This window comes from Pseudomonas sp. 5.2 (assembly GCF_059025405.1).
Genome location: NZ_JBYBHH010000004.1, coordinates 298,059 through 311,453, shown reverse-complemented (window position 1 = coordinate 311,453; position 13,395 = coordinate 298,059). Strand labels below are relative to the sequence as shown.

General features: G+C 61.5%; 13 protein-coding genes and 4 tRNA genes. 13 read left to right on the top strand and 4 right to left on the bottom strand.

The genetic code is table 11. The annotated features are described in order from the left end of the window. Nucleotides 1–18: 18 nt before the first annotated feature. Nucleotides 19–1,806: a sigma-54-dependent Fis family transcriptional regulator gene (locus AC5PZ0_RS09115; protein ID WP_493854730.1), complete on the bottom strand. Its 1,788-nt coding sequence runs from the start codon at nt 1,804–1,806 to the stop codon at nt 19–21. A 223-nt stretch (nt 1,807–2,029) separates the two neighbouring features. On the opposite strand from AC5PZ0_RS09115, the gene AC5PZ0_RS09110 reads away from it, so the two are divergent. From AC5PZ0_RS09110 to AC5PZ0_RS09085, 6 genes are read left to right on the top strand one after another with little or no spacing between them, the layout of a single operon-like run. Beyond that, nucleotides 2,030–3,124, top strand: a complete 1,095-nt coding sequence (locus AC5PZ0_RS09110; RefSeq protein ID WP_493854729.1) for an ABC transporter ATP-binding protein — start codon at nt 2,030–2,032, stop codon at nt 3,122–3,124. Further along, a complete protein-coding gene (locus tag AC5PZ0_RS09105; RefSeq protein ID WP_493854728.1) occupies nt 3,124–4,221 on the top strand; it encodes an ABC transporter ATP-binding protein in 1,098 nt (365 codons plus the stop codon). Before AC5PZ0_RS09110 ends, AC5PZ0_RS09105 begins: the two co-directional genes overlap by 1 nt. After that, on the top strand, nt 4,218–5,081 hold the full coding sequence (locus AC5PZ0_RS09100) for a carbohydrate ABC transporter permease (RefSeq protein ID WP_027593961.1): 864 nt from the start codon (nt 4,218–4,220) through the stop codon (nt 5,079–5,081). The genes AC5PZ0_RS09105 and AC5PZ0_RS09100 overlap by 4 nt, the downstream gene beginning before the upstream one ends. Nucleotides 5,082–5,084: 3 nt before the next feature. Beyond that, nucleotides 5,085–5,885 carry a carbohydrate ABC transporter permease gene (locus AC5PZ0_RS09095; protein WP_027593960.1) on the top strand — a complete coding sequence of 267 codons (801 nt, stop codon included), beginning with the start codon at nt 5,085–5,087 and terminating at the stop codon, nt 5,883–5,885. Between the two features lie 12 nt (nt 5,886–5,897). Continuing rightward, nucleotides 5,898–6,170, top strand: coding sequence for a DUF2160 domain-containing protein (locus tag AC5PZ0_RS09090; RefSeq protein WP_027593959.1), 273 nt, complete (start codon nt 5,898–5,900; stop codon nt 6,168–6,170). 37 nt (nt 6,171–6,207) lie between these two features. After that, nucleotides 6,208–7,947 carry an ABC transporter substrate-binding protein gene (locus AC5PZ0_RS09085; RefSeq protein ID WP_027593958.1) on the top strand — a complete coding sequence of 580 codons (1,740 nt, stop codon included), beginning with the start codon at nt 6,208–6,210 and terminating at the stop codon, nt 7,945–7,947. A 184-nt stretch (nt 7,948–8,131) separates the two neighbouring features. Here AC5PZ0_RS09085 and folD read toward each other — a convergent pair whose 3' ends face one another. Further along, nucleotides 8,132–8,986, bottom strand: coding sequence for a bifunctional methylenetetrahydrofolate dehydrogenase/methenyltetrahydrofolate cyclohydrolase FolD (gene folD / locus AC5PZ0_RS09080; protein ID WP_027593957.1), 855 nt, complete (start codon nt 8,984–8,986; stop codon nt 8,132–8,134). Nucleotides 8,987–9,256: 270 nt separating this feature from the next. On the opposite strand from folD, the gene AC5PZ0_RS09075 reads away from it, so the two are divergent. From AC5PZ0_RS09075 to AC5PZ0_RS09060, 4 genes are all read left to right on the top strand, one after another. After that, nucleotides 9,257–9,333 (top strand) — tRNA-Arg (locus AC5PZ0_RS09075). Between the two features lie 40 nt (nt 9,334–9,373). Further along, a tRNA-His gene (locus tag AC5PZ0_RS09070) sits at nt 9,374–9,449 on the top strand. Nucleotides 9,450–9,501: 52 nt separating this feature from the next. Continuing rightward, nucleotides 9,502–9,586: transfer RNA gene (locus AC5PZ0_RS09065), tRNA-Leu, on the top strand. A gap of 36 nt (nt 9,587–9,622) precedes the next feature. Further along, a tRNA-His gene (locus AC5PZ0_RS09060) sits at nt 9,623–9,698 on the top strand. A gap of 148 nt (nt 9,699–9,846) precedes the next feature. Here the strand turns inward: AC5PZ0_RS09060 and AC5PZ0_RS09055 are convergent. After that, nucleotides 9,847–10,149, bottom strand: a complete 303-nt coding sequence (locus AC5PZ0_RS09055; protein ID WP_027593956.1) for a helix-turn-helix domain-containing protein — start codon at nt 10,147–10,149, stop codon at nt 9,847–9,849. Further along, nucleotides 10,146–10,502 carry a type II toxin-antitoxin system RelE/ParE family toxin gene (locus AC5PZ0_RS09050; protein WP_454244166.1) on the bottom strand — a complete coding sequence of 119 codons (357 nt, stop codon included), beginning with the start codon at nt 10,500–10,502 and terminating at the stop codon, nt 10,146–10,148. The genes AC5PZ0_RS09055 and AC5PZ0_RS09050 overlap by 4 nt, the downstream gene beginning before the upstream one ends. Before the next feature lie 215 nt (nt 10,503–10,717). Between AC5PZ0_RS09050 and AC5PZ0_RS09045 the strand changes: the two genes are divergently transcribed. The 3 genes from AC5PZ0_RS09045 (at nt 10,718) to clpP (ending at nt 13,311) form a co-directional block, all read left to right on the top strand. Continuing rightward, entirely contained in the window at nt 10,718–11,017 is a 300-nt protein-coding gene (locus AC5PZ0_RS09045) for a DUF6388 family protein (RefSeq protein ID WP_238210583.1), read from the top strand. A 247-nt stretch (nt 11,018–11,264) separates the two neighbouring features. Continuing rightward, the gene (tig, locus tag AC5PZ0_RS09040) at nt 11,265–12,578 is read left to right on the top strand and encodes a trigger factor (RefSeq protein ID WP_493854727.1); all 1,314 of its coding nucleotides are present in this window, start codon (nt 11,265–11,267) and stop codon (nt 12,576–12,578) included. 91 nt (nt 12,579–12,669) lie between these two features. After that, nucleotides 12,670–13,311: an ATP-dependent Clp endopeptidase proteolytic subunit ClpP gene (gene clpP, locus AC5PZ0_RS09035; RefSeq protein WP_027593952.1), complete on the top strand. Its 642-nt coding sequence runs from the start codon at nt 12,670–12,672 to the stop codon at nt 13,309–13,311. Nucleotides 13,312–13,395 lie beyond the last annotated feature (84 nt).

Here is a 13,395-nt window from a genome sequence, read left to right as displayed (position 1 = left end):
AGTATGCTGATAGCACCTTCAACGCCCACCCTGCAGGTGGGCGGGTTCGAGCCCCTGTTCACGCAAGCGTTTGTACAGGGTGGTGCGGCTGATGCCGAGCAGGCGTGCCAGCGATGAGATGTTGCCGCCGCAGCTGTGCAGCAGGTTGGCCAGGTCCGTGGCAGGGGCGGGTGGCGAGCATGCGCAAGGTGTGCCGGCCTGGGCAATGAAACACGCTGAAAAGTGTTCGGTGCCGATGGGCTGGCTGCCAGCGAGGGCCAGCGCCACCTGCACTACGCTGTTGAGCTGGCGCAGGTTACCTGGCCAGGGGTGGTGCAACAGCAGGTCGAGTATGTGCGGGGGCAGTTGCCGGGGTTGCCCGGGGGCGAGATGCCGGGCGTGCACCTGCTCGATCAGCGCGTGCCGATCACTTCGCTCGCGCAAGGCGGGCAACACCAGGGTCAGCCCGGCCACGCGGTAGTAGAGGTCTTCGCGAAACTGCCCGTTGCGCACGGCTTCGGCCAGGTCGCGGTTGCTGGCCGAAACCACGCGGATGTCCACGGTCACCGGCTCGCCGCTGCCCAATGGCTGGATGCTGCGCGATTGCAACACGCGCAGCAGCCGGGCTTGGGTCGGCAGCGGCATGTCGCCGATTTCGTCGAGAAACAAGATGCCGTGGTCGGCCTTGCGGATCAGCCCGGGGTTGCCCTTGTGGTGGGCGCCGGTAAAGGCCCCTTTGTCATAGCCGAACAGCTCCGACTCGACCAGCTCGGCGGGGATCGCCGCGCAGTTGACTGCAATCAGCGGCTGCCCGGCGCGGCGGCTGGCGCGGTGCAGTGCCTCGACGAAGACTTCCTTGCCAACCCCGGTTTCGCCTTGGATCAACACCGGGATGTCTTTTTCCAGTAACAGGCTGGCCTGGGCCAAGGCGTTGTCCAGGCGTGGGTCGACAGGGCCAGGGGCCGGGCGTTTGGGGCCGTGGCGCGGCGCTTGCCACTGGCAGTGGAAGCGGTGGCGCCCGGCGGCCTGCAAGGCGAAGGGCTGTTGCGGCGGCTGGGCAAGCAACTGCTGCAACGGGACTTGGAACAGTTGCTCGAGGTTTTGCCGCAGCGGGTTGTCGCCGAGCAGGCTGTCGGCCCGGTGATTGGCCGCAATGACCTGGCCGCGCTCATCGAACACCAGCAAGCCCGCCCAGGGGCTGTCGAGGTTGTCGGAGGCGCTGTTGAACAGCAGTTGGGCGTGGTGGTCGGCATGCTGCGCCAGTATCAAACGGTTCTCCAGGCTCTGGCCCATCATCCGTACCAGGCCGAGCGTCTGGCTGGCAGGCAAGTACCCGTCGCTGGCCACATCGAGCGCGCCGACCAGCTGCCGTTCGCCATCGAACACCGGCGCCGCAGCGCTGCACAGGTAGCGGTTCTGGCGCAGGAAGTGTTCATCCTGGCCCACATGAATTGCCTCGGCGCAGACCAGCGCCGTGCCGAGTGCGTTGGTGCCGACGCCGCGCTCGTGCCAGTGTGCGCCGGCACTGAAGCCGTGGCGCTGGCGCGGGTCGACGAAGCGCCGCGAACCCCAGCTGTCGAGCAGGCAGCCACCGGCGTCGGCCAGCATCACCAGGTAGCTGGCGTTGCCCAGCAGGTGTGCGTATTGCGGCAGCACCTCATCGCGTGTCAGGCGCAGCAGGGCCTGGCGGCGCTCCAGCAGGGCGCTCAGTTCGGCCGGCGGCAGGCAATCGAAATCGGGTGGGCTTTGCGGTTGCAGGCCGTGGTCGCGACAACGCGCCCAGGATGCCTGGATCAGTTGGGCATGCGGCGAAGCGGATGCGGCCATGGGCCTGTCCTGTGTGATTGTTGTTATCAGCCGACCGCTGTTCAGTGTCGTCCACCGTTGTTCATTGTCAAACCTTGGCGTGTTCAGTTGTCCAGCGAATGTGTTCAGCTGTGAACAGGCCATGGCTGACCTTGCGCGGTGAGGGCGCGCGGCAGAGCGTTCAGGCTGGGCTGGCACGAAACTCGCTCTGCCCAGCGGACAACAATCCTAAAAAGGCCACGCCATGTCCTTGGTGCTGGAGCAGGTCAGCCGCAGTGTCGATAACCAGGCCTGCATCGTCGATGCGTCCCTGCGTTTCGAGCCGGGCTCGTTCAACGTTTTGCTCGGCCGCACCCTGGCCGGCAAGACCAGCCTGATGCGCCTGATGGCCGGGCTCGACCGCCCGGACCTGGGCCATGTGCTGCTGGACGGCAACGATGTCACCGGGGTGCCGGTGCGCCTGCGTAACGTATCGATGGTGTATCAGCAGTTCATCAACTACCCGACCTTGAGCGTGTACGAAAACATCGCCTCGCCCCTGCGCCAGGCGCGCCTGGCCGAATCGGAAATTCGCCGGCGGGTGCAGGAAACCGCCGAGATGCTGCGCATCGAAGCCTACCTGCAGCGGTTGCCGCTGGAGCTGTCCGGCGGCCAGCAGCAACGCACGGCGATGGCCCGGGCGCTGGTCAAGGACGCCTCGCTGATCCTCTTCGATGAGCCCTTGGTCAACCTCGATTACAAGCTGCGTGAAGGCCTGCGCCAGGAGCTGCGGGCGTTGTTTGCGGCGCGTAATTGCATTGCCGTGTACGCCACCACCGAACCCAACGAAGCGCTGGCGCTGGGCGGCACCACGACGATCCTGCATGAGGGGCGCATCGTGCAGAGCGGCCCGACCGCTGCGGTCTATCAGCAGCCCAGCAGCGTGCTGGCCGCCGAGCTGTTTTCCGAGCCGCCGATCAACCTGGTGCCTGGGCGCATCGCCGGCAACGAGGTGAGCCTGGCGCAGGCGGTGCACTTTGCCCGCAATGCCGACCTGCAGCGCCTGGGTGATGGTGACTACCGCTTTGGCGTGCGCCCCAGCCACATCACCCTGGTGCCGACCCATGATGATGACCTGGAGCTGGCGGTGCTGGTGGAGCTGGCCGAGATCAGTGGCTCGGAAACCTTCCTTCACGTGCGCAATGAACACTGGCGGATGACCCTGCACCTGCCGGGTGTGCACGAGTACCAGGTGGACACCCCGATCCGCGTGTTCATCCCCACGCACAAGCTGTTTGTCTTCGACGCTGCCGGGGCCTTGGTGCAGGCTCCAGGCGTGCGTCAGGCGAGGAGTCGCTGATGGCCGAGATCCGACTGCGCCAGCTGGCGCACAGTTACAGCCGACAACCGACCTCGGAGGCGGACTACGCCCTGCACGCGCTGGAGCATGTGTGGGAGCAAGGCGGCGCCTATGCCTTACTCGGGCCTTCGGGGTGCGGCAAGTCGACCTTGCTCAATATCATTTCGGGGCTGCTTACGCCCTCCCATGGCGACGTGCTGTTCGACGGCAAGCCCGTGAACGCGCTGTCGCCGCAGGCGCGCAACATCGCCCAGGTGTTTCAGTTTCCGGTGGTGTACGACACCATGACGGTGTTCGACAACCTGGCCTTCCCCCTGCGAAACCAGGGCGTGGACGAGGGCAGGGTGCGTGCCCGGGTCGAAGAGATCGCCGAGGTACTCGACCTGTCCGCTGTGCTGAAAAAGAAGGCGCGCAACCTCAGCGCCGACGAGAAGCAAAAGGTTTCGATGGGCCGTGGCCTGGTGCGCGATGACGTCTCGGCGATCCTCTTCGACGAGCCGTTGACGGTGATCGACCCGCACCTGAAGTGGAAGCTGCGACGCAAGCTCAAGCAGATCCATGAGCAGTTCAACATCACCATGATCTACGTCACCCACGACCAGTTGGAGGCTTCGACCTTCGCTGACAAGATCGCGGTGATGCACGGCGGGCGCATCGTCCAGTTCGGCACCCCGCGCGAGTTGTTCGAGCGCCCGCGGCACACCTTTGTCGGCTACTTCATTGGCAGCCCCGGCATGAACTTCATCGACGTGCGTGCCGAAGCCGATGGCGTCAGTTTTGATGGCTTGCACCTGACGCTGTCCGAAGGCCTGCGCGAACGCTTGGCAGCAACCACCGGCGGGCGCCTGCAAGTGGGCATCCGGCCGGAGTTCGTGCAGCTTTGGGACAGCCCGCTCGACAACGCGTTTGCCGTGCAGGTGCTGGATATCGAAGACCTGGGCACCTACCGCATCGTCACCTTCCAGCTCGGCAGCGCCACGCTCAAGGCGCGCCTGGGCGAGGATCGCCCGCTGCCGGCGGGGCAGGCCTGGGTCACCCTGCCGAGCCAGTGGCTGATGCTGTATATCGACGATGTACTGCTGGAGGCCGGGCCATGAACAAGGTGCGCAACAACAAGGCGTGGTGGTTGGTACTGCCGGTGTTCGTGCTGGTGGCGTTCAGCGCCGTGGTGCCGATGATGACCGTGGTCAACTATTCGGTGCAGGACATCTTCGACCAGTCCAACCGCTATTTCGTCGGTGCCGACTGGTACCGCCAGGTGTTGCGCGACCCGGCCTTGCACGATGCCTTGCTGCGCCAGTTCATCTATTCCGGCTGCGTGCTGCTGATCGAAATTCCATTGGGCATCGCCATCGCCTTGACGATGCCGACCAAGGGGCGCATGGCCTCGATCTGCCTGATCGTGATGGCTATTCCACTGCTCATTCCCTGGAACGTGGTCGGCACCATCTGGCAGATCTTCGGCCGCGCCGACATCGGCCTGCTCGGTGCCACGCTGGCCAAGCTTGGGGTCAACTACAACTATGCCGGCGACCCGTTCGATGCTTGGCTCACGGTGCTGGTGATGGACGTCTGGCACTGGACGTCGCTGGTGGCGCTGCTGTGTTATTCGGGCCTGCGCGCCATCCCGGATGTCTATTACCAGGCTGCCCGCATCGACCGGGCTTCGGCCTGGGCAGTGTTCCGCCATATCCAGCTGCCAAAGCTGAAGAACGTGCTGCTGATTGCGGTGATGTTGCGTTTCATGGACAGCTTCATGATCTACACCGAGCCGTTCGTGCTGACCGGTGGCGGGCCTGGCAACGCCACCACCTTCCTCAGCCAGACCCTCACGCGCATGGCGGTAGGGCAGTTCGACCTGGGGCCGGCCGCGGCGTTTTCGCTGGTGTACTTCCTGATCATCCTGCTGGTGTCGTGGCTGTTCTATACCGCCATGACGCACGCCGACAAGGACTAGGCCATGAGCGCGCGCAAAGCAGTGCCACTGTTGCTGTACTTCTTCTTCCTGCTGGTGCCGATCTACTGGCTGCTGAACATGTCGTTCAAGAGCAACACCGAAATCCTTGGCGGCCTGACCCTGTGGCCGCAGGCATTCACGCTGGACAACTACCGGGTGATCTTTACCGATGCGAGCTGGTACAGCGGCTATATCAACTCGCTGTACTACGTGTGCCTGAACACAGTCATTTCGTTGGCGGTGGCGTTGCCGGCGGCCTATGCCTTCTCGCGCTATCGCTTCCTGGGTGACCGCCATCTGTTTTTCTGGTTGTTGACCAACCGCATGGCACCGCCGGCGGTGTTCCTGCTGCCGTTTTTCCAGCTGTATTCCTCGATTGGCCTGTTTGACACGCACATTGCCGTGGCGCTGGCCCACTGCCTGTTCAACGTGCCGCTGGCGGTGTGGATTCTTGAAGGCTTCATGTCGGGGGTGCCGAAAGAGATCGACGAAACGGCCTACATCGACGGGTACAGCTTCCCGCGTTTCTTCGTGAAGATCTTCATCCCGCTGATCGGCTCCGGCATCGGTGTGACGGCGTTTTTCTGCTTCATGTTTTCCTGGGTCGAACTGCTGCTGGCGCGCACCCTGACTTCGGTGAACGCCAAACCTATCGCGGCGGTGATGACCCGAACCGTGTCCGCTTCGGGGATAGATTGGGGCGTGCTGGCGGCGGCCGGGGTGTTGACCATCCTGCCCGGCATGCTGGTGATCTGGTTTGTCCGCAACCATGTCGCCAAGGGCTTTGCCCTCGGCCGAGTGTGAGGAGGGGAGCACATGGAATGGATGGCCTGGACCTTGCCCACGGCGCTGTTCTTCGCGGCCGTCGGCATGCTGCTGTTGTGCATGACCCTGCTTGAACTGCGCCGCCCCTGCGTGGAGCGGCGCGGCTTCCTGCCGATCGTCACCAGCCGTGGCGACCGGTTGTTCATCGGCCTGCTGGCCAGCGCCTACCTGCACTTGCTGGTAGTCGGGGTCAGCGACTGGCCTTTGTGGGTGGCCTCGCTGCTGTCGCTGGGCTGGCTCGTGGTGGTGTTGCGCTGGGGCTGAGCGACGGCTCCGGGAATAACTCAATCGGGAGATCACAATGTTCCACAACAATCATAAACGGCGACATTTGACCCTGGCCGCGTTGCTGGTGCTGGCCAGCGTGCACGGGATGGCGTGGGCCGACCAGTACGAAGACGCGGCGAACAAGTGGATCGGCAGTGAGTTCAAACCGTCGACCCTGACCCCTGAACAGCAGTTGGCCGAACTCAAGTGGTTCATCAAGGCTGCCGAACCGTTTCGTGGGATGAAGATCAACGTGGTGTCGGAAACCATCACCACCCATGAATACGAGTCCAAGGTGCTGGCCAAGGCATTCAGCGAGATCACCGGCATCCAGCTGACCCACGACCTGCTGCAGGAAGGCGACGTGGTGGAGAAGCTGCAGACACAGATGCAGTCGGATAAGAACATCTATGACGGCTGGGTCAATGATTCGGACCTGATCGGCACGCACTTTCGTTACGGCAAGGTCGAGTCGATCACTGACCTGATGGCCAACGAGGGCAAGGCCTACACCTCGCCGACGCTGGACTTGAAAGACTTCATCGGCATCTCCTTCACCACCGCGCCGGATGGCAAGGTCTACCAACTGCCTGACCAGCAGTTCGCCAACCTTTACTGGTTCCGTGCCGACTGGTTCGAGCGGCCTGAGCTAAAAGCCAAATTCAAGGAAAAGTACGGCTATGAACTGGGCGTGCCGGTGAACTGGTCGGCCTACGAGGACATCGCCCAATTCTTCACCGAAGACGTCAAGGAAATCGACGGCAAGCGCGTGTACGGCCACATGGACTACGGCAAGAAAGACCCCTCGCTGGGGTGGCGCTTCACCGATGCCTGGTTCTCGATGGCCGGTGGTGGCGACAAAGGCCTGCCCAATGGTTTGCCAGTGGACGAGTGGGGGATTCGCGTCGAGGACTGCCACCCGGTGGGCTCGAGCGTTACCCGAGGCGGTGACACAAACGGCCCCGCGGCGGTCTATGCGACGCAGAAGTACGTGGACTGGATGCGTGCCTATGCGCCCAAGGAAGCCCAGGGCATGACCTTCTCTGAGGCGGGCCCGGTGCCGGCCCAAGGCAACATTGCCCAGCAGATCTTCTGGTACACGGCTTTTACCGCCGACATGACCAAACCCGGCTTGCCGGTGGTCAATGCCGACGGCACGCCGAAGTGGCGCATGGCGCCGTCGCCGAAAGGGCCGTATTGGGAGGAGGGGATGAAGTTGGGCTATCAGGACACGGGGTCGTGGACCTTCTTCAAATCCACCCCGGAGAAGCAACGCCTGGCCGCCTGGTTGTATGCGCAGTTCGTAACCTCCAAGACCGTGTCGCTGAAAAAGACCATCGTCGGCCTGACGCCGATTCGTGAGTCGGACATCAACTCCCAGGCCATGACGGACCTGGCGCCCAAGCTGGGTGGGTTGGTGGAGTTCTACCGCAGCCCGGCGCGGGTGCAATGGACGCCTACCGGCACCAACGTGCCCGATTACCCGCGGCTGGCGCAGTTGTGGTGGAGCCATATCGCCGAAGTGGCCAGTGGCGAAAAGACCCCGCAGGAGGCGCTGGATGGCCTGGCCCGCGATCAGGACCGCATGATGGAACGGCTGCAGCGTTCCAACGCACAGGCGACCTGTGCACCGAAGCTCAATCCGGAAAAGGATGCCCAGTACTGGTACGACCAGCCGGGTGCGCCGAAGCCGAAGCTGGCTAACGAGAAGCCCAAGGGCGAGACGGTGAGCTACACCGAGTTGCTGAAATCGTGGGAGGCAGCGCGCAAGTAATCGGCTGATGACCGCGTTGGCCTCTTCGCGGGGCAAGCCCGCACAGGTTCATCGCTGTCTTGAAGACAGGTGCCGAACCTGTGGGAGCGGGCTTGCCCCGCGAAGAGGCCGGTGCAGCAAGCCGAAAACCTTCAGGCAAAAAAAACGGCACCTGCAGAAGGTGCCGTTTTCATGTCACGCCTTGTTACTTATGCAGCTCTTCCGCCGCATACAGCGTGTTTTCCAGCAAGCACGCCCGGGTCATCGGCCCGACACCACCCGGCACCGGGGTGATCCAGCCCGCGCGCGGCAGGGCGGTCTCGTAGACCACATCGCCGACCAGCTTGCCGTCTTCCTGGCGGTTGATGCCCACGTCGATGACGATGGCGCCTTCCTTGACCCACTCACCCTTGACCAGCCCCGGCTTGCCGGCGGCCACGACCACCAGGTCGGCACGGCCAACGTGGCCGGCGAGGTCCTTGGTGAAGCGGTGGCAGACAGTGACGGTGCAGCCGGCCAGCAGCAGTTCCATGGCCATGGGGCGGCCCACGATGTTGGACGCGCCGACGATCACCGCGTTCATGCCGTACAGGTCCTGACCGGTGCTTTCGAGCAGGGTCATGATGCCTTTGGGCGTGCACGGGCGCAGCAGCGGGATGCGCTGGGCCAAGCGACCGATGTTGTAAGGGTGGAAGCCATCGACATCCTTGTCCGGACGAATACGCTCGAGCAGCAGCGAGGCGTCCAGGTGCGCGGGCAGCGGCAGCTGCAGCAGGATACCGTCGACAGCCGGGTCATCATTGAGGCGGTCGATCAGGTCGGTCAGGGTTTGCTGCGTGGTTTCGCTGGGCAGGTCGAACGCCTGGGAAATGAAGCCGACCTCTTCACAGTCCTTGCGCTTGTGCGAGACATAGACTTGGGAGGCGGGGTCGGTGCCGACCAGGATCACAGCCAGGCCTGGGGTGCGCAGGCCTTGCTGGCGACGCTCCACGACACGTTGAGCGATCTGCTGGCGCAGGCTGGCGGCGATCGCCTTGCCATCGATTAGGTGTGCAGTCATAGACGCGTGATTAACCATCGAGAAGGAAACAATAAAGAGGGCACATTCTCGCACGACACGGCCCGAGGGCAAAGGCGGGTGGTCGGGCAAATCCCCTAACCCCTTAAATAATTTAAATTTTTTTGAGAAAGATGTTGACGACCCTGCGCCTCGACTATAACATTCGCCGCACTTGTCGGGCACTGCCTAGCACTGGTTGGCAAAGTCGGGCAGAATGAGTGGTTTAGCGGTTCTCTGCTAAAGCATCGTTCGGTTAGGCTGATCGCTTATGCGCCCGTAGCTCAGCTGGATAGAGCATCCGCCTTCTAAGCGGATGGTCGCAGGTTCGAGTCCTGCCGGGTGCGCCATCAGGCAGCTTAGGCAAGCAAGTAGATGTACCGCAATATGGTGGGCGTAGCTCAGTTGGTAGAGCGCCGGATTGTGATTCCGGTTGTCGTGGGTTCGATTCCCATCGTCCACCCCATATTTTACAGAGGCGCCTTGATAGTATCTGGCGCCTTTGTTTTAAGCGTTACGCGGACGTGGTGAAATTGGTAGACACACTGGATTTAGGTTCCAGCGGCGCAAGCTGTAAGAGTTCGAGTCTCTTCGTCCGCACCATGCTTCTGTAAGGTTGTACCGCAACACCGCAATATGGTGGGCGTAGCTCAGTTGGTAGAGCGCCGGATTGTGATTCCGGTTGTCGTGGGTTCGATTCCCATCGTCCACCCCATATTTTTCGAAGGCGCCTTGATCGTAAGATCGGGCGCCTTTGTTTTTTGCGTTTCATGTTGGCGGGTGGGGCGTCTTTTTGTGAAGGGGCTGCCTGCAGCGGCCTCTTCGTCGTGTTTTTTGCCTGGCAGGTCAGGGGCAGGCCGTGCTCACGCCGGGGTGTGTTCCTTGTCTGGCACCAGTCGCACCTCCACACGCTGCCCAAGGGCTCTGGCTGCGCTGGCCAGGGTTGCCAGTGTCATACCTGGGTCGTTCTGGTCCAATGCTCTGTCAATCGCTGTTCTGCTGGTGTGCATGCGTTCAGCCAGCGCCTTCTTGCTCATCTTTTTGGCTTTCATGGCCTCGGCTATCTGCCAGGCAATGACGCGTTTGAGTGCGGTTGCGGAAACCTCTTCTGCAAGGTCCTGCTCTGCCAGGAAGTCTTCGAAGTTGGAGCCGATGTGTGGGTTCATCTGTTATCCCTCTTTAGTGCAGCTTTACGCTGCCTGGCAGTTTCCAGGTCGATCGTGGGTGTTTTTCGGCTTTTCTTGATGAAGCCGTGAAGCAGGATCATCGTCTTTCCTGTTGTGGTGAAAAGCACGCGGGCAATGGTGTCGACGAGATTCACCCTGATCTCCCAGAGGTCTTTCTCAAGCTTTCTTACGAGTGGCATGCCGATTGGCCATCCGATTTGGACTGTTTTGATCTCGGTGCCGATCAAGTGCTTGTAAGTGCGGGGCAGTGAGGTCAGCCAATCGCGTACCGGCTCGTTACCTGCTTCGGTGCGATAGAAGTGAGCCTCCAGTGGCATGATTTTCTTGTTCATGGAATAGTACCAAAAAAGGTACTCCATTCAACCTGCAGGAGCCCTCTCGCGGTATAGGCGTATTCCTACAGCCTGGTAGGCGCAGTCTCTGACGTGGGGGTTTTTGGGTGGGATCTACATGCACCCCCTTGCAATCCTCTGGTGACACCCCAATAAAAGCTGATAGATTTCAGCCGGTTGAAACACCGGCCCCGCGGTCGGCAGAGGATAACCCCATGATTGCAAAAGAAGCCCGTCAGGCCCTGGCGCTGCAGCGCTTCGCCGAAGCCAATCCGCAACTGCTCGAAGAAATCCGCGAGTTGGATGCGCGTGAGCAAGCTCAGCAGATCGAGTGGGCGTTCGAAGATGCGGCGCAGGAGCAGGGCGTCGAGCCTTGGGAGCTGGCGCTGCAACTGATCGCCGAAAGCCCCGAGCAACTGCAGGCCATGCGCCTGGAGACCCATCGCGAGGTCGCTGAGGCGCTGGGCATGGCGTGGGAAGAGTACTGCCAGTTCAACGAGATCGACCCTCAATAAAGGAAGCGATTTCGTAGGCAGCAGTTGTTTGACAAGTTATTACGGCTGCGCGTCGCCAAAGGCGTTGCGCAGCCTCAATTGAAAGGGGCTCGGCGGTAAGCCGTGCGGGCCTTGCAAGTTAATCGACCGGCGTGGTTTCCCGTCGTCCCGAGTGGGGTGACTTCTGCTGCGCGACTCACTAGAATGCTTGCCCTTGATTCTGGAGTCGGGCTAACGCCGGCTAACGTCTGTGCAACGAGGAATATCCATGCAAGTTTCTGTTGAAAACACTTCCGCTCTCGAGCGCCGCATGACCATCGCCGTCCCGGCCGAGCGCGTCGAGACCGAAGTCAACAAGCGTCTGCAACAGACTGCCCGTCGTGCCAAGGTTGCAGGCTTCCGTCCTGGCAAGGTACCGATGAGCGTGATCCGTCAGCGTTTCGAAGCTGAAGCCCGTCAGGAAGTGTTCGGTGATCTGGTCCAGTCTTCGTTCTACGAAGCCGTGGTCGAGCAGAAGCTGAACCCGGCCGGCGCTCCAGCCGTCGAGCCGAAGTCCTTCGAAAAGGGCAAGGACCTGGAATTCGTCGCAATCTTCGAAGTGTTCCCAGAGTTCACCGTTGCTGGCCTGGAGTCGATCAACGTCGAGCGCCTGAGCGCCGAAGTGGCTGACGCCGACCTGGACAACATGCTGGAAGTCCTGCGCAAGCAGAACACCCGCTTCGAAGAAGTTGATCGCGCCGCGCAGAACGACGACCAGGTCAACATCGACTTCGTCGGCAAGGTCGACGGTGAAGTGTTCGCTGGCGGTTCGGCCAAGGGCACCCAGCTGGTTCTGGGCTCCGGCCGCATGATCCCAGGCTTCGAAGAAGGCCTGGTTGGCGCCAAGGCTGGCGAAGAGCGCGTTGTCAACGTGACCTTCCCTGAGGACTATCAGAACCTGGACCTGGCCGGCAAGGCCGCCGAGTTCACCATCACCGTCAACAGCGTTTCGGCCCCTGCGCTGCCTGAGCTGAACGAAGCCTTCTTCGCTCAGTTCGGCATCAAGGAATCGACCCTGGAAGGCTTCCGCGCCGAAGTTCGCAAGAACATGGAGCGTGAACTGCGTCAGGCAATCAAGGCCAAGGTCAAGAACCAGGTCATGGACGGTCTGCTGGCTGCCAACCCGATCGAAGTGCCAAAAGCCCTGCTGGAAAACGAAGTCAACCGTCTGCGCGTGCAGGCTGTTCAGCAGTTCGGTGGCAACATCAAGCCTGAGCAACTGCCGGCTGAGCTGTTCGAAGAGCAAGCCAAGCGCCGTGTGGTCCTGGGCCTGATCGTCGCTGAAGTGGTCAAGCAGTTCGAACTGAAGCCAGACGAAGGCAAGGTTCGCGAAATGATCGAAGAAATGGCTTCGGCTTACCAAGAGCCTGAGCAGGTCATCTCCTGGTACTACAAGAACGACCAGCAACTGAACGAAGTCCGTTCGGTTGTGCTGGAAGAACAAGTTGTAGATACTGTTCTGCAGAAAGCGACTGTGACCGACAAGTCGGTCTCGTACGAAGAAGCCGTAAAACCAGCCCAGGCACCTGCCGAAGCCGAGTAATACGCTACTCTCGTAGGAAACCCCCACAAGCCAGCCTTCGCGCTGGCTTGTGCGTATTCAAGCCATGACTATTTGGGAGTGAGCGCAGGACATGTCCCGCAATTCTTATATTCAGCAGAGCTCTGACATCCAGGCCGCAGGCGGCCTGGTCCCGATGGTTATCGAGCAGTCCGCCCGTGGCGAGCGCGCTTACGACATCTACTCGCGCCTGTTGAAGGAGCGTGTGATTTTCCTGGTTGGCCCGGTAGAGGATTACATGGCCAACCTCGTCGTAGCGCAGATGCTGTTCCTCGAAGCGGAAAACCCGGACAAGGATATCCATCTGTACATCAACTCGCCGGGTGGCTCGGTCACCGCTGGCATGTCGATCTACGACACCATGCAGTTCATCAAGCCGGACGTTTCGACCATCTGCATCGGCCAGGCCTGCAGCATGGGCGCGTTCCTGCTGACTGCCGGTGCCAAAGGCAAGCGTCACTGCCTGCCGAACTCGCGCGTGATGATTCACCAGCCGCTGGGCGGCTTCCAGGGCCAGGCTACCGATATCGAGATCCATGCCCAGGAAATCCTCAATATCAAGGCGCGTCTGAACGAGCTGCTGGCCTACCACACTGGCCAGGATCTGGAGACCATCAAGCGCGACACCGAGCGTGACAACTTCATGAGCGCCTCGCGCGCGGCCGAGTACGGCCTGATCGACTCGGTATACGACAAGCGGCAACTGGCCTCCTGATCCCAGGGGCCAGAGCAGGTGGGTGCCGAAAGCGCCTACCTGCGGACTTGAAAAAGCCCGCAATTGCCTTCATCTTGTGTTGCA